Annotated in this window: 26 protein-coding genes; 16 read left to right on the top strand and 10 right to left on the bottom strand. The window is 71.4% G+C overall.

The genetic code is table 11. From position 1 onward, the window contains the following. Positions 1–12 precede the first annotated feature (12 nt). Positions 13–1062 (bottom strand): class I SAM-dependent methyltransferase, encoded by a 1050-nt coding sequence (locus ACTIF1_RS02125; RefSeq protein ID WP_439594723.1) that lies wholly within the window; start codon positions 1060–1062, stop codon positions 13–15. Continuing rightward, the gene (locus tag ACTIF1_RS02120; RefSeq protein WP_439594722.1) at positions 1059–3443 is read right to left on the bottom strand and encodes a 1-deoxy-D-xylulose-5-phosphate synthase N-terminal domain-containing protein; all 2385 of its coding nucleotides are present in this window, start codon (positions 3441–3443) and stop codon (positions 1059–1061) included. The genes ACTIF1_RS02125 and ACTIF1_RS02120 overlap by 4 nt, the downstream gene beginning before the upstream one ends. A gap of 260 nt (positions 3444–3703) precedes the next feature. Between ACTIF1_RS02120 and ACTIF1_RS02115 the strand changes: the two genes are divergently transcribed. The 3 genes from ACTIF1_RS02115 to ACTIF1_RS02105 are packed head-to-tail and all read left to right on the top strand — an operon-like array spanning position 3704 to position 6707. Continuing rightward, on the top strand, positions 3704–5230 hold the full coding sequence (locus tag ACTIF1_RS02115) for a sensor histidine kinase (protein WP_439594721.1): 1527 nt from the start codon (positions 3704–3706) through the stop codon (positions 5228–5230). Then, a complete protein-coding gene (locus ACTIF1_RS02110) occupies positions 5227–5664 on the top strand; it encodes a response regulator (RefSeq protein ID WP_439594720.1) in 438 nt (145 codons plus the stop codon). The genes ACTIF1_RS02115 and ACTIF1_RS02110 overlap by 4 nt, the downstream gene beginning before the upstream one ends. Next, positions 5661–6707 carry a sensor histidine kinase gene (locus tag ACTIF1_RS02105; protein WP_439594719.1) on the top strand — a complete coding sequence of 349 codons (1047 nt, stop codon included), beginning with the start codon at positions 5661–5663 and terminating at the stop codon, positions 6705–6707. The genes ACTIF1_RS02110 and ACTIF1_RS02105 overlap by 4 nt, the downstream gene beginning before the upstream one ends. A gap of 30 nt (positions 6708–6737) precedes the next feature. Here the strand turns inward: ACTIF1_RS02105 and ACTIF1_RS02100 are convergent, their stop codons facing one another. The 4 genes from ACTIF1_RS02100 to ACTIF1_RS02085 all read right to left on the bottom strand — a co-directional run bounded on the left by ACTIF1_RS02100 (position 6738) and on the right by ACTIF1_RS02085 (position 14420). Beyond that, entirely contained in the window at positions 6738–9923 is a 3186-nt protein-coding gene (locus tag ACTIF1_RS02100) for a chemotaxis protein CheB (RefSeq protein ID WP_439594718.1), read from the bottom strand. Between the two features lie 307 nt (positions 9924–10230). Continuing rightward, complete coding sequence (locus ACTIF1_RS02095) at positions 10231–11436, bottom strand: MFS transporter (RefSeq protein WP_439594717.1); 1206 nt, start codon at positions 11434–11436, stop codon at positions 10231–10233. A 68-nt stretch (positions 11437–11504) separates the two neighbouring features. Next, the gene (locus tag ACTIF1_RS02090) at positions 11505–12944 is read right to left on the bottom strand and encodes a malonyl-CoA decarboxylase (protein ID WP_439594716.1); all 1440 of its coding nucleotides are present in this window, start codon (positions 12942–12944) and stop codon (positions 11505–11507) included. Positions 12945–12965: 21 nt separating this feature from the next. After that, positions 12966–14420, bottom strand: coding sequence for an NAD(P)H-hydrate dehydratase (locus ACTIF1_RS02085; RefSeq protein WP_439594715.1), 1455 nt, complete (start codon positions 14418–14420; stop codon positions 12966–12968). 300 nt (positions 14421–14720) lie between these two features. On the opposite strand from ACTIF1_RS02085, the gene parA reads away from it, so the two are divergent. The 4 genes from parA (at position 14721) to ACTIF1_RS02065 (ending at position 17464) form a co-directional block, all read left to right on the top strand. Further along, positions 14721–15356 carry a ParA family partition ATPase gene (gene parA / locus ACTIF1_RS02080; RefSeq protein ID WP_439594714.1) on the top strand — a complete coding sequence of 212 codons (636 nt, stop codon included), beginning with the start codon at positions 14721–14723 and terminating at the stop codon, positions 15354–15356. Positions 15357–15501: 145 nt separating this feature from the next. After that, positions 15502–15933, top strand: coding sequence for a GNAT family N-acetyltransferase (locus tag ACTIF1_RS02075; RefSeq protein ID WP_439594713.1), 432 nt, complete (start codon positions 15502–15504; stop codon positions 15931–15933). Beyond that, the gene (locus ACTIF1_RS02070; protein WP_439594712.1) at positions 15930–17255 is read left to right on the top strand and encodes a tetratricopeptide repeat protein; all 1326 of its coding nucleotides are present in this window, start codon (positions 15930–15932) and stop codon (positions 17253–17255) included. The genes ACTIF1_RS02075 and ACTIF1_RS02070 overlap by 4 nt, the downstream gene beginning before the upstream one ends. Positions 17256–17326: 71 nt before the next feature. Then, positions 17327–17464, top strand: coding sequence for a hypothetical protein (locus tag ACTIF1_RS02065; RefSeq protein ID WP_439594711.1), 138 nt, complete (start codon positions 17327–17329; stop codon positions 17462–17464). Here ACTIF1_RS02065 and ACTIF1_RS02060 read toward each other — a convergent pair. After that, positions 17430–17936: a MaoC family dehydratase gene (locus tag ACTIF1_RS02060; protein ID WP_439594710.1), complete on the bottom strand. Its 507-nt coding sequence runs from the start codon at positions 17934–17936 to the stop codon at positions 17430–17432. The genes ACTIF1_RS02065 and ACTIF1_RS02060 overlap by 35 nt on opposite strands. A gap of 5 nt (positions 17937–17941) precedes the next feature. After that, the gene (locus ACTIF1_RS02055; protein WP_439594709.1) at positions 17942–18862 is read right to left on the bottom strand and encodes a DMT family transporter; all 921 of its coding nucleotides are present in this window, start codon (positions 18860–18862) and stop codon (positions 17942–17944) included. 37 nt (positions 18863–18899) lie between these two features. On the opposite strand from ACTIF1_RS02055, the gene ACTIF1_RS02050 reads away from it, so the two are divergent. The 4 genes from ACTIF1_RS02050 to metC are packed head-to-tail and all read left to right on the top strand — an operon-like array spanning position 18900 to position 22340. Continuing rightward, positions 18900–19568 (top strand): NUDIX domain-containing protein, encoded by a 669-nt coding sequence (locus ACTIF1_RS02050; protein WP_439594708.1) that lies wholly within the window; start codon positions 18900–18902, stop codon positions 19566–19568. Next, entirely contained in the window at positions 19568–20287 is a 720-nt protein-coding gene (locus tag ACTIF1_RS02045) for an alanyl-tRNA editing protein (RefSeq protein WP_439594707.1), read from the top strand. The genes ACTIF1_RS02050 and ACTIF1_RS02045 overlap by 1 nt, the downstream gene beginning before the upstream one ends. A 5-nt stretch (positions 20288–20292) precedes the next feature. Beyond that, positions 20293–21138 carry a sulfurtransferase gene (locus ACTIF1_RS02040; RefSeq protein WP_439594706.1) on the top strand — a complete coding sequence of 282 codons (846 nt, stop codon included), beginning with the start codon at positions 20293–20295 and terminating at the stop codon, positions 21136–21138. After that, positions 21138–22340, top strand: a complete 1203-nt coding sequence (gene metC, locus ACTIF1_RS02035; protein WP_439594705.1) for a cystathionine beta-lyase — start codon at positions 21138–21140, stop codon at positions 22338–22340. The genes ACTIF1_RS02040 and metC overlap by 1 nt, the downstream gene beginning before the upstream one ends. A 24-nt stretch (positions 22341–22364) precedes the next feature. Here the strand turns inward: metC and ACTIF1_RS02030 are convergent, their stop codons facing one another. Further along, a complete protein-coding gene (locus ACTIF1_RS02030; protein WP_439594704.1) occupies positions 22365–22724 on the bottom strand; it encodes a hypothetical protein in 360 nt (119 codons plus the stop codon). A gap of 95 nt (positions 22725–22819) precedes the next feature. Then, a complete protein-coding gene (locus ACTIF1_RS02025; RefSeq protein WP_439594703.1) occupies positions 22820–23350 on the bottom strand; it encodes a Fur family transcriptional regulator in 531 nt (176 codons plus the stop codon). Between the two features lie 41 nt (positions 23351–23391). Here ACTIF1_RS02025 and hisI point away from each other — a divergent pair, with 41 nt between their 5' ends. The 5 genes from hisI (at position 23392) to ACTIF1_RS02000 (ending at position 26629) form a co-directional block, all read left to right on the top strand. After that, a complete protein-coding gene (gene hisI, locus ACTIF1_RS02020; protein ID WP_439594702.1) occupies positions 23392–23844 on the top strand; it encodes a phosphoribosyl-AMP cyclohydrolase in 453 nt (150 codons plus the stop codon). After that, complete coding sequence (locus ACTIF1_RS02015) at positions 23841–24884, top strand: CobW family GTP-binding protein (RefSeq protein ID WP_439594701.1); 1044 nt, start codon at positions 23841–23843, stop codon at positions 24882–24884. Before hisI ends, ACTIF1_RS02015 begins: the two co-directional genes overlap by 4 nt. A 97-nt stretch (positions 24885–24981) precedes the next feature. Continuing rightward, positions 24982–25632, top strand: a complete 651-nt coding sequence (locus tag ACTIF1_RS02010; RefSeq protein WP_439594700.1) for a GOLPH3/VPS74 family protein — start codon at positions 24982–24984, stop codon at positions 25630–25632. Between the two features lie 41 nt (positions 25633–25673). After that, on the top strand, positions 25674–26006 hold the full coding sequence (locus ACTIF1_RS02005; RefSeq protein ID WP_439594699.1) for an STAS domain-containing protein: 333 nt from the start codon (positions 25674–25676) through the stop codon (positions 26004–26006). Positions 26007–26104: 98 nt separating this feature from the next. Next, positions 26105–26629, top strand: coding sequence for a GNAT family N-acetyltransferase (locus ACTIF1_RS02000; RefSeq protein ID WP_439594698.1), 525 nt, complete (start codon positions 26105–26107; stop codon positions 26627–26629). Positions 26630–26671: the final 42 nt, after the last annotated feature.

The raw sequence follows: 26671 nt of genomic DNA, 5'->3' as shown, positions 1-26671 counted from the left end.
GCTCGGGGCTACCTATCCTGCCTGCGCGGCCTGCGCCAAGCCCGGCCGGCGCAGCACGAAGATATTGGACAGCGCCAGCTTCGGCCCCGGGAGGCCGCCCTGCGCCTCCTCCCGCACGTCCAGTACCTCCAGCCCCGCCGCGGCGGCCAGGGCGAAGACCTCGCGCTGCGGCAGCATGTGCTGCTCCGTCCCCTGCCCGCCGCCGCGGGCCAGGTGGTCATCGATGGCGAAGGCATAGTCCATGCGGTGGGTCGGCAGCTGGAAGATGGCCACCCCGCCCGGCGCCAATCCGGCGAAGGCCAGGCGCAGCAGATGCCCGATGACCGGCGGCGGATTGTGCTGCAGCACGTTGCGGCTGAACCAGAGATCCCACTGCCCGCTGGGCATCGGCCCCAGCATGGTGCTGGCGTGCCAGCGGATATTGCCGATTCCCTGCTGCTCCGCCTCGCGCTGGGCCAGGTCCAGATGCGGCTGGGAGATGTCGCAACCGGTCACCGTCGGGAACAGGCCCGCGAATGCCAGGGTGGCGCGCCCCACGCCGCAGCCATAGTCCAGGCAGCGCGGCAGGCTGGCGGGGTCGATCCCGTGCCGCGCCAGCAGGCGGCGCACCAGCTCCAGCTCCTCGGCGCCCGTCGCATAGAAGGCCTTGCGATTCTGGTCGATCCGCTCCGGCCGGAAGCGGTCCTCGGCCAAGACCGACCAATGCGGCGCCTCCTGCCCCAGCCGGGCCCAGTGATGGCCGACGCGCTCCAGCATCGCGGCCATGCGCGGGCCGTCCGCGTGCAACTCCACCGGCACCGCGTCCGGCGCCAGCGGCAGGGCGGCGGCGGCAGGGCGCGGCGCCTCGATCTGCTTCAGGAAGCGGCCGAATTCCTCGGATTTCACGAAGCGCTTGCGCAGATCGGCGCGCGTCGGCTGGGTCGCCAGGTGGCGCAGCACCACCGCCTCGCTCTCCGGCTCCCGGCCCAGGATCATGCGATAGGCGGCGCGGACATCCTCCGGCGTCGCCATCGGCGCGGCGGGACGCGCCCGCGGCGGGCGGGGCGGCCTGGTCAGGCTCATCGGCCGAGCACCGCGGCGGCGCAGGCATCCAGGATGGCGGCGGCGTCCAGCCCATAGGCGGCATAGAGGTCCGGCAGGTCGCCGGCCTGGCCGAATCGGTCGACGCCCAGCGGCACCACGCGCTGGCCGCGCACCGCGCCGAGCCAGGCATGCGCCGCCGGATGGCCGTCCAGGATGGTGACCAGGGCCGCGTCGCGGTCCAGCGGCGCCAGCAGTGCCTCGATGGCCGAGGGCGCGGCCGCCCTGCCCTGCCGCGCGCCACGCCGCGCCTCCAGCCAGCCGGCCTGCAGCCGGTCCGGGCTGGTCACCGCCAGAAGCCCGGCATCGGGCACATCCTCCCGCACCGCATCGAAGGCCTCCCGCACCTCCGGCGCGATGGGGCCCTGATAGGCGATGGCGAGTTTCGCGCCCGGCCCCGGCGGCACCAGCCAATAGCCGCCGGCGATGACGCCGGCCGGGTCCAGCCGCCGTTCCGGCTGCGCCAGGGCGCGGGTGGACAGGCGCAGCCAGACGGCGCTGCCGTCCGGCTTCTGCATATGGTCGAAGGCGAAGCGCATCAGGATGGCGAGCTCATCTGCATAGGCGGGTTCATAGGCCACCAGACGGTCCTGGGCGATGCCGATCAGCGGCGTGTTCACCGACTGGTGCTGGCCGCCTTCCGGGGCGAGGGTCAGGCCCGAAGGCGTTGAAACCAGAAGAAACCGTGCATCCTGGTAGCAGCCATAGATCAGCGCATCGAGCCCACGGTTGACGAAGGGATCATAGACCGTCCCCACCGGCAGCAGCCGCGCGCCATAGAGCGAATGGGACAGACCCAGCGCGCCCAACAGAAGAAAGAGGTTCTGCTCGGCGATGCCGAGCTCGATATGCTGCCCCTCCGGCCCCATCCCCCAGCGCTGCGCCGAGGCCAGCTTGGCATCCCGGAAAACGTCGTTCTTCAGATGGCGGTCGAAGATCCCCCGCCGGTTCACCCAGGGGCCGAGATTGGTGGAGACGGTGACATCCGGGCTGGTGGTGACGATGCGCTCGGCGAGTGCCGCATTCTCCCCCTGGCCGCGTCCGATCTCGGCCAGGATCTCGCCGAAGGCGGCCTGGGTGGACATCATCCGCCCCGGCGGAATGCGCGGCGCCGGCAGGGTGGCCGGCACCGGGATGGTCTCGGACCGCAGCTGCCGTCCTTCCGGCGCCAGGGGCTTGGCGAAGGGGACATGGTCCAGGAAGGCCTGAAGCTCCGCCTCCGGCAGGTCCAACCCCTCGAAGCGGTCCCATTCATGGCCGTCGCGGATGCCCATGGCGTCCCGGAAGACCGCCATCTGCTCCTTCGTCATCAGCCCCGCATGGTTGTCCTTGTGCCCCGCGAAGGGCAGGCCCATGCCCTTGATGGTATAGGCGATGAAGCAGGTCGGCTGGTCGCCCTCGGCATCCGCGGCCCGGAAGGCCTCGGTCAGCGTCTCGATGTCATGGCCGCCGAGATTGGTCATCAGCGCCGCCAGCTCGTCATCGTCCAGCGGGTCGATGATGGCGCGCACCCCCTCGATCCGGCCGAGCTCGGCCAGGATGGCGCGGCGGAAGGCCGCCCCCCCCTGGAAGGTGAGCGCGGCGTAGAGGCTGTTCGGGCAGTCGTCGATCCAGCGGCGCAGCGCCTCGCCCTCCTCCCGCGCGAAGGCGGCTTCCAGCTTGCGGCCGTATTTCAGGGTGACGACGTTCCAGCCCATGTCGCGGAACAGGCCCTCGATGCGGCCGAAGAGACGGTCCGGCACCACGCTGTCGAGCGACTGGCGGTTGTAGTCCACCACCCACCAGACATTGCGGACATCGTGCTTCCAGCCCTCCAGCAGGGCCTCGTAGATATTGCCTTCGTCCAGCTCGGCATCGCCGACGATCGCCACATGCCGCCCCGGCGCGATCTCCGGCCGCGCAAGCCCGTGCAGGCGCACGTAGTCCTGCACCAGGCTGCCGAAACTCGTCAGCGCCACGCCGAGGCCGACTGAGCCGGTGGAGAAATCCACCTCCGCCCCGTCCTTCACCCGGCTGGGATAGGGCTGGATGCCGCCGAACTGGCGCAGCGTCGCCAGCTTGTCGCGGTCCTGCCGGCCCAGCAGGTAGTTGATGGCATGGAAGACCGGCCCCGCATGCGGCTTCACCGCCACCCGGTCCTGCGGCCGCAGGATCTCGAAATACAGCGCCGCCAGGATGGAGACGGAGGAGGCGCAGGAGGCCTGGTGCCCGCCCACCTTCAGCCCGTCGCGATTGGGGCGGATATGGTTGGCGTGGTGGATCATCCAGGCCGAGAGCCAGAGCAGCTTGCGCTCCAGCGCATGCAGCAGGCGCAGGCGGTCGGCGGGCGACGCCTCCGCGCGGATCGGCCGTTCCACCGTCATGCTGCTGTTCCTCGGCATCCGTTTCCGCGGGCAGCATAGGGGCGGCGGCGGCGGGTGCGAAGCTTTCCGGATACGCGTGGCAGGCCAGCCTCGGCGCCGTGCGGCCGCCGCCCGTTCCGTGGCGCGGAACACCCGGCTGCTGTCACGCCCATGTGAAGACCGGTAGCGGATCGGTTGCGGCCGCGCTCTTGTGCCGGGACCCGTCCCCCGGCGATGTGGCGGCCTCTGGTCGCCTCCTGCAATGAAACCGAAACGGATCCATGACCTGGACTCAGGCCGCTTTCGGCCGAATCACGCTGGCGCTCACCGCCCTCGGCTTTGCGATCCTTCTGGCGCTCGGCGTCGGTTTCGTCTGGCTGGTGCAGGAAACCCGCAGCTATGCCGCCGCCGTGGTGGCCACGCAGCAGATCCGCGTCGCGGCCTCCGAGCTCTTGAGCGTGCTGCAGGATGCGGAGACCGGCCAGCGCGGCTTCCTGCTGACCGGAGATCGCGGCTACCTGGCCCCCTTCACCGATGCCGAGACCCGCTACGACGAGGCGCTGCGCGACCTGGCCGGGCAGGTGACGGCCGATGGCGGCTGGGTGGCGCCGCAGGTGGAGCTGCGGGAGCGGGTCGAGGCCAAGATGGCCGAGCTGCGCGAGAGCGTGCGGCGGGCCGAGGCCGGTGACATGGCCGGCGCCCTGGCGCTGGTGCGCGAAGGCCGCGGCAAGGTGCTGATGGACGAGGTGCGCAGCCTGCTCGCGGGGGTGGAGGAGCGCACACTGGCGCGGCAGGAACGGCGCAGCGCCTATCTCAAGCGCACGGGCGGGCTGCTGACCACCTCGGCCATCGTCGGGCTGCTGCTGATCGCGCTGGTCAGCCTGGGCACGCTGCGCATCGCGCGCAGCTATACGCGGGACCTGGAGGCGGCGCAGGACGCGCTGCAGCGCGCCAATGCCAGCCTGGAACAGCGCGTGAACGAGCGCACGGGTTCGCTGATAGCGGCGAACGAGGAGATCCAGCGCTTCGCCTATATCGTCTCGCACGACCTGCGGGCGCCGCTGGTCAATGTGATGGGCTTCACCCAGGAGCTGGAGACCGCCATCGGCACGGTGCGGGAGACGGTGCAGCGGGCGGAGGCCGAGGCACCGCAGCTGGTGACCCAGGCGCTGCGCGATGCGGTGCAGGAAGACATTCCGGAGGCGATCGGCTTCATCCGCTCCTCGACCAACCGCATGGACCGGCTGATCGGCGCCATCCTGGCCCTGTCGCGCGAGGGTCGCCGGCGGCTGACGCCGGAGCCGGTGCCGCTGGAGGGGCTGCTGGAGGGCATTGCCGGATCGCTGCAGCACCAGCTGGACCATGCCGGCGCCGAACTGCGCCTGCAGGCGCCCTTCCCCACGCTGCAGACGGATCGGCTGGCGCTGGAGCAGATCCTGGGCAATCTGCTCGACAATGCCACCAAGTACCTGCAGCCCGGGCGGCCCGGCCGCATCCTGGTGCGGGCGCGGCGGGAGGCGGGGCTGCATGCGATCGACGTGGTCGACAATGGCCGCGGCATCGCCACGCGGGACCATGCGCGGGTCTTCGAGCTGTTCCGCCGCTCCGGCCCGCAGGACCAGAAGGGCGAGGGCATCGGCCTGGCCCATACCCGCGCCCTCGCCCGCCGCATGGGCGGCGATATCCGCCTCGCCTCCCGCCTCGGCGAAGGTTCCGTCTTCACCCTGCTGCTGCCGGATGCCCTGCCGGCGCCCGACCCGGCGTCGAATCCGAACGGCGCATCCCAGCCCGAGGAACAGCCCGCATGAACGTCTCCGCCCAGGCCGTCACCATCGTCATGATCGAGGACGATGACGGCCATGCCCGGCTGATCGAGAAGAACCTGAAGCGGGCCGGCGTCTACAACGAGGTGCTGCACCTGAACTCGGGCACCGCCGCGGTGGACCACCTGTTCGGCCCGCATCGCCAGGGCGGCGCGCCGGTGCTGGTGCTGCTCGACCTCAACCTGCCGGATATGAGCGGCATCGATATCCTGGCCCGGCTGAAGGCGGATCCCGAGCTGCGCCTCGCCCCCGTCATCGTGCTGACCACCACGGATGACGACCGGGAGATCCGCCGCTGCTATGAACTCGGCTGCAGCGTCTATATCACCAAGCCGGTGAACTACGAGACCTTCGCCCAGGCCGTCCGCCAGCTGGGCCTCTTCCTCGCCGTCATCCAGGTGCCGCCGACAGCCCCATGACCGACCGCGCCTCCCGCATCCTCTATATCGACGACGACCAGGCGCTTTGCCGCCTGGTGCAGCGCGCCCTGGCGCGGCTGGGGCGGGAGGTGGTGACGGCGAATGACGGCGATGCGGGGCTGCGGATGGCGCGGGAGGGCCAGTTCGCCGCGATCTGCCTCGACCACTACATGCCGGGCGCGGATGGGCTCGAAACCCTGGCCGCGCTGCATGCCCTGCCCGACCCGGCGCCGGTGATCTTCGTGACCGGCGCGGACGAGACCCGCGTCGCCGTCGCGGCGCTGCGGGCGGGCGCCGAGGATTTCGTGGTGAAGACCCCGGGCGAGAGCTTTCTCCTGCTGCTGCAGCGGGCGATCGAGGGCGCGGTGGACCGCGCCGCGATGCGCCGCAAGCAGGCGGATGCGGAAGCCGCGGTGCGGGAGGCGCGCGACCGCGCCGAGGAACTGGCCGCCAGCCGCGCCCTGCTGCTGCAGGAAGTGAACCACCGCGTCGCCAACAGCCTCCAGATCATCGCCAGCCTGACCCGGCTGCAGGAAGGCGCGGTGGCGGACCCGGCCGCGCGCGCCGCGCTGGCCGCCGTACGCCACCGCATCGCCGCCGTGGCCCAGGTGCATCGCCGGCTCTATACCTCGGCCGATGTGCGCTCCGTCGCGCTCAGCGACTATCTGGGCGGCCTGCTGGCCGAGATCGGCCGCAGCGTGGAGACGGCGCGCATCGACTTCACCGGCGCGCCGCTGGAAGTGCCGCCGGACCGCGCCGTCTCGCTCGGCGTCATCCTCTCCGAGCTGGTGACCAATGCGCTGAAATACGCCTATCCGGATGCGCCGCAGGGCGGGCCGATCCGGGTGACGCTGGCCATGGAGAATGGCGGCGGCGTGCTGCGGGTGGAGGATGACGGCATCGGCGGCGCGGGGGCGGAGCGGCCGGCCGGCACCGGCCTCGGCGGGCGGATCGTGCAGGCCATGGCGCAGACCATCGGCGGGCTGGTGGAATTCGCCGGCGGCCCGGGGTCCCGCATCACCGTCCGCTTCGCGCTCGCCTGAGCCGGCCGTCGCCTTCGGCCCCGCCGGGCGTCAGTGGGTGACCTGCGGCAGGGTCGGCATGGCTTCCGCCTCCGGCATCCGCGGCGGCGGCCCCTGCAGCGGCACATCGAGCGTGGTCACGCGCTCGCCCTCCGCCTGGCGCTGCGTCATCCGGCCCGCCAGGTCGTGCTTCAGCAGCCGGTTGATCAGTTCCGTGCCAAAGCCGCGCCGGTGGTTCCGTTGGTCGGGCGGCAGCGGCTCCGTCGGCGGCGGGCCGCCGCGCTCCGTCCAGGTCAGTTGCAGCCGGGCCGCCGGGCCCTGCCCCTCGATCCGCCAGCCGATCCGCAGCTGCCCGAAGGGAACGGAGAGCGCGCCATGCCTGCTGGCATTGGTGGCGAGCTCATGCAGCACCATGCCCAGCGTCAGCGCCACCTTGGGCCGCAGCGGCACGGCGCCGCCGCCGAAGCTGACGCGGCCGGTGCGGTCGCTATGCGGCGCGATCTCCTTCGCCACCAGCGCCTCCAGGTCCACGGCGGTCCAGCCCTGTTCCCCCACCAGCTCATGCGCCCGCGCCAGGGCCTTGATGCGCCCGCCGAAGGCGGCCGAGAAATCCTCCAGCGAGGCGGCATGGCGCATGGTGCTGGTGGAGACCGCCTGCACCACCTGGAGCATGTTGCGGACGCGGTGGTTCAGCTCATCCACCAGCGTGCCGAGGATCTCGCCCTCCACCACCTTGGTGACGTCGAAGAAGGTCAGCACCACGCCATCCACCTCGCCTTCCGCCGTGCGATAGGGCAGCAGGCGCATCAGGTAGTGCACCTCGCCATCGCGCGCCGTCACGCGGCGTTCCACGGCGGTGCGCTCATCCAGCACGCGGCGCACCTCCCGCCGCAGGTCCACCGCATCCAGGTGGCCGGTGAAATCGGTCACCGGACGGCCGCGGTCACCGGGCACCAGGTTGAAGATGCTGGTCACGGCCGGGGTGAAGCTGCGGATCACCATGTGGCGGTCGAGGAACAGGGTCGCGATCTGCGTGCTGTCGAACAGGTTGTGCAGATCGGCATTGGCGCGGTCCAGCTCGTCGATCTTGCCCGAGAGCTCGGAATTCGCCGCGCGCAGCTCCTCGTTCACCGATTGCAGCTCCTCCTTCGAGGTCTCGAGCTCCTCGTTGGTGGATTGCAGCTCCTCATTCACCGAGACCATCTCCTCGTTGGCGGAGGTCAGCTCCTCGGTCGCGGTCTCGTATTCCTCGGTGATCGCCTGCAGCTTCTCCCGCGTGTCGCGCAGTTCGCGCTCCAGCAGCAGCACATGGCCCTGGCCCGCCTCGTCCGGCGGCGTGGCGGAGGGTTTGGCATCGGCGATATCGGCGAAGACGACCAGGTAGTGCCGCTCCGCCGCCTCCCGCCGCTCCATGGGCGTGATGGTCAGCGCGATGCTGGTGCGGCGCGCGCCTTCCTCGATCTCGACCAGCGGGCGCACCACTGTGGCCTGCTTCTCCATCGCCTCCCGCAGGGCGGCGCGCAGGGTGAAGCGCAGGCCGGGGCGCGCCATCGCCACCAGCTGGCGGGTCGGCCTGCCGCTGGCAGGTTCCAGGTAGCGGCCGAGATGCGCCGACTGGTGCAGCACGTCGCCATCACGGTTCACCACCACATGGGCCGGTGAGAAGCGGTCCAGCACCAGCGCCTCCACCGCCTGGCGCAGCTCCGTCCCGCGCGGCACGGCCGGCGGGCGCAGCAGGGCGCGGGAGGGCCAGATGCGCGCCGGCCCGCGCGGCGCGGCCAGCAGCCGCGCCGCCGGACCGTCCACGGCCACGTCGTCGCGCCGGCGATAGATGCGGTGCGCCTTGTCCTCGGCGCTGAACAGCTGCGCATGGCGCAGGATGGTCTCGGCGATGCCGAGGAACAGGAAGCCGCCCGGCCGCAGCGCATAATGGAACAGCGGCACCACCTGGTCCTGCAGCTCCGCACCCAGATAGATCATCAGGTTGCGGCAGGAGATGAGGTCGATGCGGGAGAAGGGCGGATCGTTGATCAGGCTGTGCGGCGAGAAGACGCAGAGGTCGCGCAGCGGCCGGGCCACGGCGAAGCTCGCCGCATCCACGGTGAAGTGCCGCGCCAGCCGCTCCGGCGCGATGCCTTCCAGCAGCGGGCCCGGGTAGCGGCCGCGGCGCGCGACGGCGAGCGCCGCCTCGTCGATATCGGTGGCGAAGATCTGCGCCCTGGCGCCGCCGGGATGCGCCTCCATCCATTCCCGCAGCAGGATCGCCAGGGAATAGGCTTCCTCGCCCGTGGCGCAGCCGGGCACCCAGATGCGCACCACCTCCTCCGGCCCGCGCCCGGTGAACAGCCGGGGGATGACCCGCTCGGCCAGGGCGGCGAAGGCATCGGGGTCGCGGAAGAAGCTGGTGACGCCGATCAGCAGGTCATGGAACAGGCACCGCGCCTCCTCGGCATCCACGCGCAGGCGGGCGGTATAGGCCTCCAGCCCCGGCAGCCGCAGCACATGGATGCGGCGCTGCACGCGGCGGAAGAAGGTGCGGTCCTTGTAACCGGCGAAATCGTGCCCCACCGCCGCCTGCAGGATCTCCGCGATGACGGCATGCGCGGCCGTGGTGGCTTCGTGGCTCAGCCGCTCATAGGCCGGCTCGGCGAAGGTGGCGGAAAGCTCGGCCAGCCGCGCGGCGATCTGCTCGGAGGGCACCACCAGGTCCACCACGCCGGCGGCGATGGCGCTGTGCGGCATGTCGCCGAATTGCGGCGTGGTGCCGTTGCTGCCCTGCGCCATGGTCAGGCCGCCCGCGGCCTTGATCGCCTTCAGCCCCAGCGTGCCGTCGCTGCCGCTGCCGGAGAGGATGATGCCGATGGCGCAATCCTGCTGGTCCTCCGCCAGGGAGGCGAGGAAGACGTCGATCGGATGGCGTTCGCGGCCGCGCTCCATCGGCTGCGGCCGCAGCAGGATGCGGCCGGCCCGCAGCGTGATGACGGCGTTCTGCTGCAGCACATAGGCGTGGCCGGATTGCAGCTGCAGCCCGTCCTCGGCCACCACGATCGGCAGGTCGGTGCAATCGCGGAGGATGGCGGGCAGCGCGCTGAGATGGCCGGGGGCAAGGTGTGTCACCACGATGAAGGACATCCGCATGGGCTGCCGGATGGTGCGGAACAGGGACCGCAGCGCCTCGACGCCGCCGGCGGAGGCGCCAATTCCAACGATGGGGAAGCGCGCCGGAACCTTTGTCATGTGATCCTGACAATTGTGCCGGAACGGGCCGGCGCCCTGCCAGGATCGGCCGATCGCCGGCCGCCCTGCACCGGCCCAGGCCATGCGTCATCAAGATGATGACAGTTGTTACTCTTCCGTCACGGAGTATCCTAACACTATCGGCGTCGTGCCGTCACCTTTGCGTGACACGAGCCCAACAATGTCCTGCTTCTTTGTTTTTGCGTGAATTCAATAACCCTCGACATGGACCGGCTTCGGCCGGCAGCCGGGGCCAAGAAAATGATGGCCGCCGGCGGGCGCCCCTGCCCCGGTATTTCGGACGGTGTCAGTCCTCACGCGGCCTGCGCCACCAGCGCCGGGTCAGCACCAGCGCGCAGATGCCCTCCAGCCCTATCACCATGGTGGCGGTGGGCGCGCCCAGCCAATGCGCCATGGCGCCGAGGTGCAGGAAGCCGATCAGCCCCAGCCCGATGCAGGCCGACAGCACGCCGAGCGCGCGGGAGCGCATCTCGGGTGGCGCGGTGGTGTACACCAACGTCGCCTGCATGGCCGCGAAGGCGGCGCTGCCCACCCCCACCAGCAGCAGCGCCAGCGCCGCCGGCACGGCGGAGGTGATCGCCGCGAAGACCGCGAACATGCCGCAATACATGGCCGTGCCGCCGACATAGATGGCGCGATACCAGGCCGGCCGCACCAGCGGCACCAGCAGCGCCGCCCCGAGCAGCGCCCCCAGCCCGTCCATCCCCGCCAGCAGGCCGACGCCATCCGGGCCGAGGCGCAGCTGTTCCTGCCCGATCACCGGAATCATGGAGGAGACCGGCCAGGCGAAAAGGTTGAAGATCAGGGTCACGATCATCACGCCCGCCATGCCCGGCGTGCGCAGCACCAGGCCGAAGCTTTCGCGCATGTCGCGCAACACGCTGGCGGCGCGCGGCTCCACCTTGCTGCGATGCGCCAGCCGCAGCGCCGCCAGCACCGCCAGCCCATAGAGCGCGGCGCAGAGCAGGAAGGCGGGCCCCAGGCCGGCCGCGGCCAGGATGGTGCCGCCCACCGCGGGGCCTGCGATGCGGCTGGCATTGTTGCAGACGACATCCAGCGAGACGGCGCGCGCCATGCGGCTGGCGCCCACCACCTCCCCCAGCATCATCCGCCGCACGGGATTGTCCGCCGCCCAGACGATGCCGGCGATGAAGCTGGCGAGGCCGAGATGCCAGACCGCCAGCACGCCGGCCAGCGCCAGCGCCGCCAGCACCAGGGCCACCAGGCCCTGCACGGTCAGCATCAGCAGCAGCGCGGAGCGCCGCTGCACGCGATCCGCCGCGACGCCCAGGAAGGCGCCGAAGAGCCCCATCGGCAGCAGCCGCAGCAGCGTCATCATGGCGACCAGGAAGGCGGATTGCGTCTGCTGCCAGACCACCACCCCGATCACCAGCATCTCCAGCCAGCGGGCGATGGAGACGAGCAATCCGACCAGCAGGATGCGCCGGAAATCCGGCACGCCCAGCACGCCGCGCGCAGCTGTTCCCTGCAAGGCATCCATCCGACGTTTCCGCCGCGATCCTCGCAGCCGCGGCGGGATGGCTCAAGCCGGCCGGGACTTCAGATGTATCCCTTGGCCAGCTTGCGGATGGCGGCGGAGGCTGCGCGCCTGCCTTCGCCTGCATACTCCTCGTGGTAGTCCTCGATCTTCGCCGGATCGTAGCGGTAGTTCACCATCAGCCCGCAGGACTCCCGAAAACCTTTCTCGGAGATGTCGCCGCGCCAGTTCAGCCGCTCGACCCTGGCGCCGTTGGACAGATGAAAGTGCGCCACCGGGTCGCGCGCGCGCTTGCCGCCGCGGCCCGATTCCGCCAGCAGGTAGCGGGCGCAGGCGCGCAGCAGGATGGGCTCCAGCGCCTTGGCCGTCGCCTCCACCCGCGCCCAGCCGCGGCGCGCGATCAGGCGGCGCAGCGTCTGCGGCGCGGTCTCCGCCACCGCCTTGGCGGCATCGGCGCCGGGGGCGGCGATGGCGGGGTCGGGCGGCGCGGCGGCGCGCAGCACCTGCGCCTCCTCCTCCGTCAGCAGCGTGGTGTCGCCGGCCTCCAGCTTCTCCTCCAGCCATTTGCGGAAGCCGGGGATGGGGGAGAGGGTGGCGAAGCAGTCGAGGTTGCCGAATTCGGCGCTCAGCAGTTCCACCACCCGCTTGATGAGGAAATTGCCGAAGGAGATTCCATCCAGCCCGCGCTGGCAGTTGTTGATGGAATAGAAGATGGCGGTATCCGCCGCGCGCGCATCCAGCAGCGGCGCCTTCTCGTCCAGCAGGCCCTGCACATTGGCGGCCATGCCCTGCACCAGCGCGACCTCGACGAAGATCAGCGGCTCGTCCGGCATGCGGGGGTGGAAGAAGGCGTAGCAGCGGCGGTCGGAGTCCAGCCGGTTCTTCAGGTCGCGCCAGGTGCGGATGCGGTGCACCGCCTCATAGCCCACCAGCTTCTCCAGAAGCTCGGCCGGCGAGGACCAGTCGATCCGCCGCAGTTCCAGGAAGCCGACGTCGAACCAGCTGGCCAGCAGGCTGCGCAGATCGGCCTCCAGCGCCTGCAGCATGGCATCGCCCTGCATCCGCGCCAGCAGGTCGGCGCGCAGCTGGACCAGGAACTTCACGCCATCCGGCAGGGTGGTGAATTGCGTCATCAGCCGCAGGCGCGGCGGCTCCAGCACCCGGCGCAGGCGGGCCTTGGCGGTGGCGCGGGCCTCGGCATCCCCGGCCGTCGCCACGGCGTCCCAGGCGCGGGCCACCGCCTGGGCATCGGAATCGAAGCCGGCCAGCACGCGCAGGAATTCGCCGCGCGCCGAATGGTCCCCGGCCAGGTAGCTCTGCGCCAGGCGGGCGGCGCGGGAACGGGCGGAAACCTCGCCCCCCTTGGCATCCAGGCAGGCGCGCATCTGCGCGGCCAGCCCCTCCTCATCCGCCGGGGCGGAGGAGGCGATGTCGCGCCAGAGCGATGTCACGCGCCGCAGCGCGCGGTCGATCAATCCGGGCGGGGCAGCCACATCCGACATCACGGAACCTTTCGGCATATTTCAGGGATCATGCCCGAGGACCCGGCCCCGGTCGAGCGCCATCCCTGACATCGTGGCGGGAATGAGGCCGGGCAAGTCCTCCGCCAGCAACCCCGCCCCGGCCCGCTGGGCGGCCGCGCCATGCAGGTGGCAGGCACAGGCGGCGGCCTCGAAGCGCGGCAGGCCCTGGGCCAGCAGGCCGGCGACGATGCCGGCCAGCACGTCGCCGGTGCCGCCGGTGGCGAGCCAGGGCGGCGCATTGGCATTGATGGCGACCCTGCCATCGGGCGCGGCGATCAGGCTGTCCGGCCCCTTCAGCACCACCACGGCGCCGGTGGCCCGCGCGGCGTCGCGCACCGCCGCCAGGCGGTCCGCGCCGGGCGGGCCGAAGACGGCGGCGAATTCGCCGGCATGCGGCGTCAGCACGGCGCAGCCGGCCAGCGCCGCCGGGTCGCCGGTGGCGGCGCGCAGCGCGCCGGCATCGGCCACCACCAGCCGCCCGGCCGCCACCGTTTCGCGCACCAGGCCCCGCGTCGCGGCATCCGGCGGCAGGCCCGGGCCGATCACCCAGACGCCGATCCGCGCCTCCGCGCGCAGCGCCTCGATCGGGCCGGTGGCGACCATGACGCCCGGCGCGCCGGCGCGCAGCACGGCGGCGGTCGCGTCATCCGGGGCCCAGGTGGTGAGCAGCCCGGCGCCGGCGCGCCGCGCGCCTTCGGCAGCCAGCCGCGCCGCGCCGGTCATGCCCGCCCCCGCCACCACGGCGACATGGCCGCGCGCGTATTTATGCCCCGTCGCCTGCGGCACCGGCAGGCGCCACAGCGCCGGACCGTTGCGGAAGGCGCGTGGGGCGATGGCGGGCAGCACCGCGGCCGGCAGGCCGATATCGGCCAGCACCACCTCCCCGCACAGCGCGCGGCCGGGATACAGGAGATGGGCGGGCTTCAGGCGGAAGAAGGTGACGGTCAGCGCCGCCTGGGGGGCGAAGCCCCGCACCGTGCCGCTCGCGCCATCGAGGCCGGAGGGGACATCCACGGCCACCAGCGGCGCGCGCACCGCGGCCAGCACCTGCGCGACATGCCCCTCCACCGGGCGGGACAGGCCGGCGCCGAAGACCGCGTCCACCACCAGCCCGGCGCGCGCCACCTCGTCTTCCGAGAAGGGCAGCACCAGGCCCCGCCAGGCGGCGGCCATGGCGGCGGCATCGCTCCCCGGCACCGGCGGCCCCAGGGCGGCGAGGGCCACCGGCCAGCCGGCCTGCTCCAGCAGCCGCGCCACCACATAGCCGTCGCCGCCATTATTGCCGGGCCCGGCCAGCACCAGGGTGCGGACCGGGCGGAAGCGGCGCCGGATGGCCCGCGCCACCGCCCTGCCGGCGGCCTGCATCAGCGCCAGGCCCGGCACGCCCCCGGCAATGGCGGCGGCATCGGCCTGGGCCATCTCGGCCGGGGTCAGCAATTCGTGCGGCATGTCCATGGCCGCGAGCCTAGGCCGGCCCGATCCCGCAAAGAACCCGGGACGGCCGCGGCCCGGGGCGCCGCCCTTCGGCGTCGGCACGCCGCCCAACCAGCCGCCGCGCCCCGCCCCGCCGGCTGGTCACCAGACCCTGCCCGCCCCGGCGGTGCCGGGCGCCCGGCAGCGTGACGGACTTCGGCAACAGCCCGGTGCCGCACCGCCCCGGCGCCTGGCCGGATGCCTCCACCACCGGCCGCCGAGGGCGACCGGCGGCCCGGGCTTTGCTAGGCTCTCCGCGAATCAGGTCGTGGAGTCGCCCGCATGGCCTTCGTCATCGCCGTGGCCCAGCGCAAGGGTGGGGCCGGCAAGTCCACCCTGAGCGCCAATCTCGCCACCGCCCTCGCCGGGCAGGGGCACCGGGTGGCGCTGCTGGACACCGACCCGCAGCAGACGCTGACGCGCTGGGGCGCGGAGCGTGCCAAGGCCGGGCCCCGCGCGCTGCCCCTGCATCTGGAGGCGCCCGCCGGCTGGCGCCTGCCCGCCGCGCTGGACAAGCTGCGGCGCGGACAGGATGTGGTGCTGCTGGACACGCCGCCGCATGCCGATACGGATGCGCGCATCGCCATCCGCAGCGCCGACCTGGTGCTGGTGCCACTGCAGCCCTCCTCCGCCGATCTCTGGGCCATGGATGCCACCCTGGAACTCGCGCGCGGCGAAAAGCGGCCGGCCGCCATCGCGCTGAACCGGGCGCCGGCCAGCGGCCGGTTGCTGGCGCAGGTGCTGGCCGAGCTTGGCCGGCGGGACCTGACCCTGCTCGAGCCTGCGATCGGCAACCGCACCGGCATCGCCCAGGCGTTTTCCCTGGGGCTGGGCGTGACCGAATCGGCGCCCCGGTCGGTGGCGGCGGCGGAGATGCGGGCGCTGGCGGAAGCCCTGATGGCGCATCGCCGCGGCTAGGCGGGGCTTTTCAGCCGCACCGCGATGTGGCCACTTGCCGCGCCGCAACTGATGGAAACGGAGACGGCGGCGCATGGCCAAGGCGGCAGGGGGCGGGACGAAGCGGCCAAAGACATCCGCGGCGAAGCCCGAAGCGCCGCGCGGCATGAGCCCCGATGCGGGCGTGGAAATCTCCGAGGACACCTTCCCTGAGCTGGATGCCGTAGCCGCCATCCAGCGCGGCCTGCATGCCTTCAACCAGGAAATGGGCGGCCCCTATGACCGGGAGCCGGTGACCCTGCTGGCCCGCGCCCCGGACGGCACCGCCCGCGGCGGGCTTTTGGGCCTCACCTTCTGGGGCTGGCTTTTCGTGGATTGGCTCTGGCTGTCGCGCGACCTGCGCGGCAAGGGCGTGGGCTCCGAACTGCTGCTCCGCGCCGAGGCCATTGCGCGGGAGCGCGGCTGCGCCCAGGCCTATACCGATACCTTCAGCTTCCAGGCGCCGGATTTCTGGCTGCGCAACGGCTACACGGAATTCGGCCGGCTGGAGGGCATGCCCGCCGGCCATGCCCGCATCTGGTTCAAGAAGACGCTGTGACCGCCGCGAAACCCGAATTCATCGTCCATATCGGCCAGTCGAAGACCGGCACCTCCTCCATCCAGCGGGTGCTGGGCGGGCAGCGGAAGGCGCTGGAGCAGCTCGGCATCTGCTATCCGCTGAGCCCCGGCTGGGCCAATCACGGCATGCTGCCGGCCTCCCTGGTGCCGCTGTCGCGCCTCGGCCATTTCAACCCGGCGCTCTGGGACGGAATCGGGGCGGAGGCGCGGCTGGCGCAGTTCCGGCGGGAATTCGCCGCCGAGATGGCGGCGCTGCCCGCCGGCACGCGGCTGGTGATCCTCTCGGCGGAGCAATGCGGCGGGCTGCTGGGCAACCAGGCGGAGATCGCGCGGCTGCGCGACCTGCTGGCGCCGCATGCCAGCCGCATCCGCATCGCCATCTATCTGCGCCGGCAGGACCAGCACGCGGCCAGCGGCTATACCCAGGGCCTGCGCGTCGCCGGCATCCGCCCGCCCGAATTGCCGAAGCTGGGGCCGGACCGGCTGCCGCAATACGATTATGCGAAGCTGCTGGACGACTGGGCCGCGGTCTTCGGCGCGGATGCCATGATGATCCGCATCTTCGAACGCGCCGAGATGGTGCATGGCGATGCGGTGGACGATTTCCTCGACCTCTGCGGCGTGCCGCTCGCGGTGCCGGCGGATCACCCGGACCGCCAGAGCAACCTCTCCCTCACGCCCGCCGCCATCGACCTGGCCCGCAGCATGGGGGAACGGATGAAGGCGCGGCCGGAGGGGCTGAGCGCCGCCTCCCTGCCCTGGCGCCGCTTCATGGCCGCGCTCTCCGACGCCCTGCCCGGCCGCGGCTGGAAGCCGCATCCGGCGGAGGCCGCCGCCTTCCTGGCCCGCTACGCCGAGGTGAACGAGGCGGTGCGCCGCCGCTGGTTTCCGGACCGCCCAAGTCTCTTCGCGCCGCTCGAGCCCGCCGCCGTCGACCCCTCGCAGGGACCCCCCCCTGGCCCGCCGCCGATCGACCGCGGCGCGGCGCTGGAGGCGGCGATGGACCTGCTGGAGGACCAGCTCGGCCGCGCTGCGCAGCGGGAGGCGGACCAGCATGTGCTGGCCGGGCGGCTGCATGAACGTCTGGGCGAACAGGGCCCCGCCCGGAACGCCTTCCGCGCCGCGCTGCGCGCCGTGCCGGACCATCCGCTGGCGCAGCAGCACCTGGCGGAAGCGGCGCTGCGGGAGGGCAACCGCACGGCGGCGGAGGCGCATCTGGCGGTGCTGCGCCGTGCCCATCCGGCGCATGCGGCGACGCAGCGGATCGAGCGGCTGATGGCGGCGCCGAAACCCGGCGGATGAAGGCGGAACGGCCCTGAACCCCGGGGGGGTCGCGCAGGGCGTTCCGGACGGGTTCAGGAGGAGACGCCAGAATGGCCCGCCCGATCCATCCGCGGACCGCTCAGGAGCTGGAGCGCCTGGGCCACCCCTATGTCGTCCCGGCCCTGGCCGGCACCGCCATCGCGCGGGTGCCGCTCACGACCCTGCTGCAGAAGGCGCTGGGGAGCTGACCGGCCGCTTGCGGATCAGGTAGCGGTGGCGGCCCTCCATCACCAGCACCCCGCGCTGGTTGTGCACGGTGCTGCGCAGCCCCACCACGCCGGTGCTGCGGTTGGGCGCCAGCTCATCGACCTCCAGGCAGGGATAGACCGTGTCGCCGAGGAAGACGGGCGCCAGGAAGCGACTGGACTGTTCGAGAAAAGCCTTGAGCGAATGCTCGACCAGGTGCGGGAAGATGCCCGCCCCGGCGGCGGTCTGGATCGCCACCTGGAAGCCATGCGCCAGCATCCCGGGCAGGCCGCGGGCGCGGCAATGCTCCTGGTCGTAGTGGATCGGGTGGTTGTCGCCGCTGGCGGCCTGGAAGGCGGCGAAGATGCCGCTGGTCATGGTGCGGCTGGGCAGCGGGAAACGCTCGCCGAGGCGGAAATCCTCGAACCAGCGCTGCTCGGCCAGCATGCGATGCGCGGCGGGGTCGAAGGGCATTCCGGTCATTTCCGCGCCTGCGCCGCGCGCATGACCTCGCGCCGCCAGATATAGAGGCCGGCGCCGACCAGCACGCCGAAGCCCACCAGCTCATAGGCATCCGGCCATTCGGACCAGATCAGGATGCCGACGAACATGGTCCAGATCAGGCCGGAATACTCGAAGGGCGCCAGCAGCGTGGTCTCGCCCCGGCGATAGGCCGCGGTCATCAGCAGCTGCGCCACGGCGGAGACGCAGCCGATGCCCGCCAGCAACAGCCATTCCCGCGGCGATGGCGTGACCCAGAACGGGATGGTGCCGATCCCCGCCAGGGTGGCGGAGGCGACGGCGAACCAGAAGACGATGGAAACGCCCGGCTCCCCGGCCTCCCCCATGCGGCGGATGCTCATCATCGCCATGGCCCAGCCGAAGGCGCCCAGCAGCACCAGGCCGACGCTGAAGACCGGCAGCGCGGCGCCGCCGAAGCCGGGACGGACCATGATGAGCACGCCCGCAAACCCCACCACCACCGCCGACCAGCGCCGCCAGCCCACCTGTTCGCGGTTCAGCACCACCGACAGGGCGGTGAGGAACAGCGGCATGGTGAAGCCGAGCGCCGTCGCGGTGGCCAGCGGCAGGTGCACGAAGCCATGGAAGGCGCCGACCATGCCGCACATGCCCCAGAAGGTGCGCTCCGCATGGCGCCAGGGCAGGCGCGTGCGCAAAAGATGGAAACCGCCTGCCTGCACCACCATCACCAGCAGCAGCGGCAGGGCGAAGAAGTTGCGGAAGAGGATGATCTGCGGCAGCGGAATCGCCGGCCCGATCGATTTGACCAGCGCGGCCGAGACGACGAAGGCGGCGGAGGCCCCCAGCACGAGAAGGATGGCGCGGCGCCGTGCGGCAATGACCGCGGGAGGGGGTGAGCTGGCCGAGGTGGGGGACATGGACGTTCCTGGTGCCCAAGGGTAGGGTCCGCCGGGCATGAGCGCCAGCCCGCCCCCCGCCGAAGAAGCCGCCCCCCGCCATCCCAAGGCCCCACCCATCCCCCCCTGGCCAGGGCTGGAGGTGCTGGAGGATGAGGTGGTCTGGGGCCAGCGCTTCGCCCTGCAGCGGGTGCGCTTCCGCTACGCCCGCTTCGATGGCACGCCGTCCGGTATCCTCACCTGGGAATTGTGGCGGCGCGGCCAGGGCGTGGTGATCCTGCCCTATGACCCCGTCACCGATCGCATCGCGCTGATCGAGCAGTTCCGGCTGCCGGCGCTGGCCGCCGGCCTGCCGCCGGTGATGACCGAATGCCCCGCCGGGCTGCTGGAGGAGTCCGAGGATCCGGAGGCCTCCGCCGCCCGCGAACTGGCGGAGGAAACCGGTCTCTCGGCGCGCGCCATGCAAAGGATCGGCGCCTTCCTGCTGATGCAGGGTGGCTGCGACGAGCGGGTGCATTTCCTCTGCGCCTGCGTGGATCTCTCGGAGACCGGCGCCACCACGCATGGCCTGGACACCGAGAACGAGGAAACCCGCGTGCTGGTGCTGCCGGCCGAGGAGGTCTTCGCCATGGTGGCCGACAACCGCATCCAGAACGCGCCGGCCGCGCTCGCCCTGCTCTGGCTGCAGGTGAACCGCGCGCGGCTGCGAGACGAATGGACCCGATGATGACGACCGAAACCCTGTTCACCGAGGATGCCTATCGCCGGGAGGTGACGGCCCGCGTACTCGCCGCCGATGAGCGCGGCGTGGTGCTGGACCGCACCGTCTTCTACGCCCGCAGCGGCGGCCAACCCGGCGATGCCGGCACGCTGCGCTGGGACGGCGGGGAGGCTGCCGTCCTGGAAGCGACCAAGGGCGAAGCCGGCGCCATCCTGCATACCCTGGCGCCCGGCGCCGCCCTGCCGCCGCCCGGTGCGGAGGTGGAGGCGACGCTGGACTGGGCGCGACGCCACCGCCACATGCGCATGCACACCACGCTGCACCTGCTGTGCAGCGTCCTGCCGGGCATCTACGCCACCGGCAACCAGATCGGCGCGGAAAAATCGCGACTGGACTTCGACCTGCCGGACCCGCCGGCCAAGGAATGGTTCACCGAGCGGCTGGCCGAGCTGGTGGCCGCCGACCACCCGGTCGGCATGTCCTGGATCACCGAGGCGGAGCTGGACGCCAATCCGCAGATGGTGCGCACGCTCTCCGTCCAGCCGCCGCGCGGCGCGGGGCGCATCCGCCTGGTCCGCATCGGGCCGGAGACTGCGCCGGTGGATCTGCAGCCCTGCGGCGGCACCCATGTCTGCAGCACCGGCGAGATCGGCCGCGTCGAGGTGGTGAAGCTGGAGAACAAGGGCCGGCAGAATCGCCGCATCCATATCGTGCTGGGGGATTGAAGAAGATGGACCTGCTGGTCTCCACCGAATGGCTGGCCGCGGAGCTGGGCAAGCCGGATCTCGTGGTGCTGGACTGCACCACCTATCTGCCGACCGAGCAGGGCAATGCGCCGGACGGTTTCCGCGCCGCCCATATCCCGGGCGCGCGGCTGTTCAACATCGACCAGGTGGCGGACCCGGACAGCAGCCTGCCGCATATGGTCCCCACGCCGGCGCGCTTCGAGAAGCTGATCGGCGCGCTGGGCGTGGGCAATGACACGCGCGTGGTCTTCTACGACCAGCACGGGCTGCGTGCCTCCCCGCGCGGCTGGTGGATGATGCGGCTGTTCGGGCATGAGAGGGCGGCGGTGCTGGATGGCGGGTTGCCGAAATGGCAGCGGGAGGGTCGGCCGGTGGAAACGGGCGAGGCGCCCCCCGCCCCGGCCACCACTTTCGTCGCGGACCTGATCGCGCGGCGGCTGGCCGGCATCGGCGATATCAAGCGCATCATCCGCCAGGGCGGCGGCGAGGCGCTGATCCTCGATGCGCGGTCCAAGGCGCGCTTCGACGGCACTGCGGCGGAACCCCGCCCGGGCCTGCCCTCGGGTCACATGCCCGGCGCGATGTCGCTGCCGGCGGCCGACCTGGTGGGACCGGACGGCGTGATGAAGGATGCGGCGACATTGAAGAACATGTTCGCCGAGCGCGGCGCGGACGATACGCGCCCGATCATCACCTCCTGCGGCACGGGTGTGACCGCCTGCGTCGTGGCGCTCGGCGCGCTGCGCGCCGGGCTGCCGGAGCCGGCCGTCTATGACGGGTCCTGGACCGAATGGGCGAGCCGCCCCGAAACCCCCAAGGAAACCACCTGATGCCCGACGACGCGAACCCCAGCGGCCAGCCGAAGCACGGCTTCGCCACCCGCATGTCGCATGCGGCGCGGCCGCCGATCCGCGCCCTCGGCTTCGTCAACCCGCCCGTCCATCGCGGCTCCACCGTCACCGCGCAATCCTGCGAGGCGCGGCGCGAGAATGCGAAGCACCGCTTCAACCGGGTGATGACCTACGGCACCCAGGGCGGCCCGACCCACTACGCGCTGGAAGACGTGGTGGCGGAGATCGAGGGCGGCACGCATTGCACCATCACTGGCACGGGGCTTTCCGCCGTGACGGCGCCGCTGATGGCCTGGCTGAAGGCGGGCGACCGCTGCCTGATGCCGGACAGCGTCTATGGCCCCGCCCGCAACCTGGCGGAGACGGTGCTGCCCGGCTGGGGGATCGAGACGCAGTTCTACGACCCCTGCATCGATGCCGCGGGGCTTGAGGCGCTGTGGACGCCGAATACCCGCGTCCTCTACCTGGAAAGCCCCGGCAGCCACACCTTCGAGGTGCAGGACGTGCCGGCGCTGACCGCGGTGGCGAAGCGCCACGGCGCCATCAGCATGATCGACAACACCTGGGGCATCCACAGCTTCCAGCCCTTCCTCCATGGCTGCGATGTCTCGATCCAGGCGCTGACCAAGTATGTCGGCGGGCATTCGGACATCCTGCTGGGCTCCATCACCGTGGCCAGCGAGGCGCATCACCACATCGTCCGCAACATGACCTCGGCGCTGGGCCATTACGCCAGCCCGGACGACTGCTGGCTGGCGCTGCGCGGCGTGCGGACCATGGCGGTGCGGCTGGAGCGGCAGACGGCAAGCTCCCTGGAGGTCGCGGCCTGGCTGGCGCAGCGGCCGGAGGTGATGGAAGTGCGCCACCCGGCGCTGCCCGGCGCGCCGGGGCATGAGATCTGGAAGCGCGACTTCGCCGGCGCCTGCTCGCTCTTCGGCATTGTCTTCCAGCCGCGCTACACGGAAGCGGATATCTTCCGCTTCATCGACGACCTGAAGCTGTTCGGCATCGGCGCGAGCTGGGGCGGCTATGAATGCCTGGCGCTGCCGACCAATGGCATGCTGGTGCGCCGCGTCACCCCGGCGCTGCCCGGCCAGGCGGTGCGGCTGCATATCGGGCTGGAGGAGGTGGCGGATATCATCGCCGACCTCGAACAGTCCCTGGCGCTGCTGCCGCAATAGGGGCCCGACCCGGGCGCCCGCCCCTCAGGGCGCCCGGAAGCCGAGGATGGCCTCGACATAGCCATCGAAGCCGGCGATGCCGGCGGGGGTCATGGCATAGAGTTGCGTCTTGCCCAGCCGCCGCGCCGGCGCCACGGTGCCGGCGGCCAGCAGGCGCTTGAGCACCAGCCGGATGGTGGGCCCGCTATAGCCGCTGGCGGCCGCGATCTGGTCCACGGAGAGCTCGGGCACCGCCTCCCCCACCGCCTGTTCGTAGAAGAGCATGGAGACGTCGAAGGCGATCCGGCTGTTCTTCACGCCCGCACGCGCATCGACTCCCCGCAGATCCCGCAACAACCGCAGGGCGGCAAAGCGACGGCCGGGTACATCCAGGCAGATGTTCATGGAACGCTTCTGCCAGACCGGAACAGGGATGCAACGTTCTCAAATCAATTAAATATACTTTTCGTCCCCCTGTGGCCCGCCGCCCACCCCTGCCGTCAGGAGGCTTCGGCCCTGGCGGGCGCCGCGGCCTCGGCGCAGCGGGCGCACAGACCCTCCACCTCGATGGTGGTGCGATGCGGCACGAAGCCGGACCGGCCGGCGGCGGCGGCGATGGCGGCGATGGTGGCGGAGTCGCAGATCTCCGCGGTGCTGCCGCATTGCCCGCAGATCAGGAACTGGTGTGGGTGGTCCGATCCATGGGCGTGGCCGTGGCCGGTCTCGTCGCAGCCGATGAAGGCGTTCAGCCGCTCCACCTTGTGGATCAGGCCCTGGGCCAGCAGGAAATCCAGCGCGCGGTAGACGGTGGGCGGCGCCGCGCCGCGCCGGGCACCGCGCAGCTGGTCGAGCAGCGCATAGGCGCCGATCGGCTGCGCGGATTGCAGCACCAGGCGCAGCACCTGGCGGCGCAGCTCCGTCAGCTGCGCGCCATGCCGCAGGCAGGTGGCGGCCGCGCGGTCGAGCGCCAGCTCCAGCGCCGCCTCGGGCGGCCGTGCCGTGGTCTGCTCCGCCTGCATCCGCTCCGCCATCTCTGTCCCCCAACCCGCTGCCGACCATATAATGCGCCGGCATGACCGACACACCCCTCAGCTACCTCCCTCCGCCTGCCGCCGGCATCGCCGCGCTGGCCGACGCCGTGCATTTCAACGCCGATGGCCTGGTGGCCTGCATCGCCCAGCAGCATGACACGGGCGAGGTGCTGATGATGGCCTGGATGAACCGGCAGGCCGTGGAGGAAACGCTCGCCACCGGCCGCGTCTGCTATTTCAGCCGCTCCCGCCAGGGGCTGTGGCGCAAGGGCGAGACCTCCGGCCAGGTGCAGCGGCTGGTGGAGCTGCGGCTGGATTGCGATGGCGACACGCTGCTGGCGCTGGTCGACCAGCTCGGCGTCGCCTGCCACACCGGCCGGCGCAACTGCTTCTTCCGTGCCATTCGGGGGGAGGAGCTGGCGGTGATCGCGGAACCGCTGATGGACCCCGCCGCGCTTTACGGAGAGGCCCATAAGGGTCACAGCCACGGATGAGCGGCCCGATCCCCGTCACCGTCCTGACCGGCTTCCTCGGCGCCGGCAAGACCACGCTGCTGAACGCGCTGCTGAAGCAGCCGGCCATGGCCAGGACCGCCGTGCTGATCAACGAATTCGGCGAGATCGGGCTGGACCACCTGCTGGTGGAGCGGCTGGATGGCGACACGGTGCTGCTGAATGCCGGCTGCCTTTGCTGCACCATCCGCGGCGACCTGCTGACCGCGCTGGACGGCGTCTGGGACCGCATGCTGGCCGGCCAGGCGGTGGCGCGGGTGGTGGTGGAGACGACGGGCCTCGCCGACCCCGCCCCCATCCTGCATACGCTGATGGCGGACCCCCGCCTGGCGTGCCGCTTCGTGCTGGATGGCGTGGTCACGCTGGTGGATGCGGCCACCGGCATGGCCACGCTGGATGCGCAGCCGGAGGCGCTGCGCCAGGCCGCGGTGGCGGACCGCATCGTGCTGAGCAAGACGGACCTGATGCCGCCGGCGCAGGTGGCGCTGCTGGAGGAAAGGCTGCGCGCGCTGAACCCCATCGCACCTATCCTGGCCGCCGTGGCGGGTCAGATCGACTCGGCGCGCCTGCTGGACGCCGGGCCATACGATCCCTCGGTGAAGGCGCCGGATGTCGCGAGCTGGATCGGCGCCGCGGCGCCCCACGACCATCACCACCATCACCACCACCACGACATCAACCGGCATGACCCGCGCATCCAGGCGCTCTGCCTGGATTTCGACCGCCCCCTGCCCTGGACCGGCCTCGCCAGCTGGCTCGAAATGCTGGCGATGACGCGCGGCGCCAGCGTCCTGCGGATGAAGGGGCTGCTCGACCTGCAGGGGGAGGAGCGGCCCGTGGTGATCCACGGCGTGCAGCACCTGTTCCATCCGCCGATGCGCCTGGACTCCTGGCCCGCCGGGGAGCCGCGGCGGTCCCGCCTCGTCTTCATCCTGCGTGACCTGGAGCCCGAGGTGGTGCGCAGCGGCCTCGCCGCCTTCCTGGCGGCGGCGGAGGCGGAGAAGGCGCTCGGCGCGGCCTGAATCCTCACCTGCCCGCGCGTTGACTCGGCCCCCGGCCCGCGCTTCCCTGGGCGCCGCCGGGACGCCAGCCGGCCTGTGTGAGGGAGCCTGTGACGCCATGCCGTTGACGATGCCGGAGGAGATCCTCCTCCTGATGCTCGATGATGAAAGCGGGCGGCTGCAGGAGCGTGCGGCCCCCTCGGGCGATTATGCGATCGCCGGCGCCGTGCTCGCGGAGCTGGCGCTGGAAGGCCGGATCGACACCGACCCAACCCGCCTCTATGTGGTGAACCCGGCGCCGACCGGCGATGCGCTGCTGGATCGCGCCCTGGCGCAGATCGTCGCCGCGCCGGAAGCCGGCGACAGCCGCTACTGGATCGAGACCCTGGCGGCGGATGCCGATTCCTATCGCGATGCGCTGTTCGAGCGCCTGGTCGCAAAGGGCATCCTGAAGCGCGTCGAGGGCCGCTTCCTCTGGGTCTTCCCGGAGCGTCGCTACCCCGTGGTCTCCGACAAGGAGGAGCGCGAGGTGAAGGCGCGCATCATGGGCGTGCTGTTCCAGGACGACATCCCCGACCCGCGCGATTCGATGCTGATCGGCCTGTGCCGTGCCGGCGGCCTGTTCTCCCTGATCCTCTCCAACCAGGAGTTGGACAAGGTGCAGCCGCGCATCGACCAGGTGGCGGATCTGGAGGAGCTGAACCGCTCCCTGGCGGATGCCATCCGCGAAATCTACGCGCAGATCGCGCGCTACGCGCCGATGGTCTAAGCTGTATTCCATCGCAGGCGAGCTAGGACAGGACAGGCTTCATGGATATTTCTGAAAGCACCGACCAGGGCGTGAAGGTGGCTGCCCTCAAGGGCCGGCTCGACACCGCCACCGCTCCGGCCGCCGAGGCCAAGCTGCTCGGCCTGCTCGAAGGCGGCGCCAAGGTGGTGGCGGAGCTGGCGGAGGTGCACTACGTCTCCTCGGCCGGGCTGCGCGTGCTGCTGAAGGCCGCCAAGCAGGCCAAGGCCATCGGCGGTAGTTTCGCCGTCGCCTCCCCCCAGGCGCCCGTGCGCGAAGTGCTGGAGATCAGCGGCTTCGACAAGATCCTGGCGATCCACCCGAGCCGCGAGGCCGCGGTGTCCTCGCTGGCCTGAGACCTCAGGGGCGCCCCGTTTCGGCGGGGCGCGCCACCGTCCCCAGCCGGGCCTGCGCCGGATCGGAACGCGAACGGGAGCTGACCGGACCCATCGTCATGTTTCCGAACGGCTTGCAGACGCCGCGCCTTCGCCTCCGCCCCATCGGGCTGGCCGATGCAGCGCCGATCTTCGACGGCTATGCGCAGGATCCTGAAGTAAGTCGCTACCTGACCTGGCGGCCGCACAGCGAAATCGGACAGACGCGGGCCTATGTGCAGGCCTGCATGGCGGCGACCAAGTCCAGGACCTACGTCCTCATCCGGCGGACGGATGATGCAGTGGTTGGCGCCTTCGACCTCCGCCAGACGACGACGACGTGTCTTGGCTACGGCTATGTCCTGGGCCGCCCCTTCTGGGGCCATGGTCTGATGACCGAGGCCCTGACGACGGTGGTGGAATGGGCGCTTCGGCAATCCGCAATCTGGCGGATCGGCGACGTCTGTGACGTCCAGAACCTCGCCTCGGCGCGTGTGATGGAAAAAGCCGGCCTGGAACGGGAAGGTATCCTGCGACGCTGGATGGTCCATCCCAATCTCGACCAGGCTCCCCGGGATTGCTTCAGCTTTTCGAAGGTTCGCTGAGGGCGGCAACGCCGCGGGCTCAGCGGAAGTGCCGGCTGTCGG

Source organism: Falsiroseomonas sp., from assembly GCF_051860665.1.
GTDB lineage: Bacteria > Pseudomonadota > Alphaproteobacteria > Acetobacterales > Acetobacteraceae > Falsiroseomonas.
Note: the sequence above shows the minus strand (reverse complement) of the source record. Positions and strands in the feature narration are given on the sequence as shown.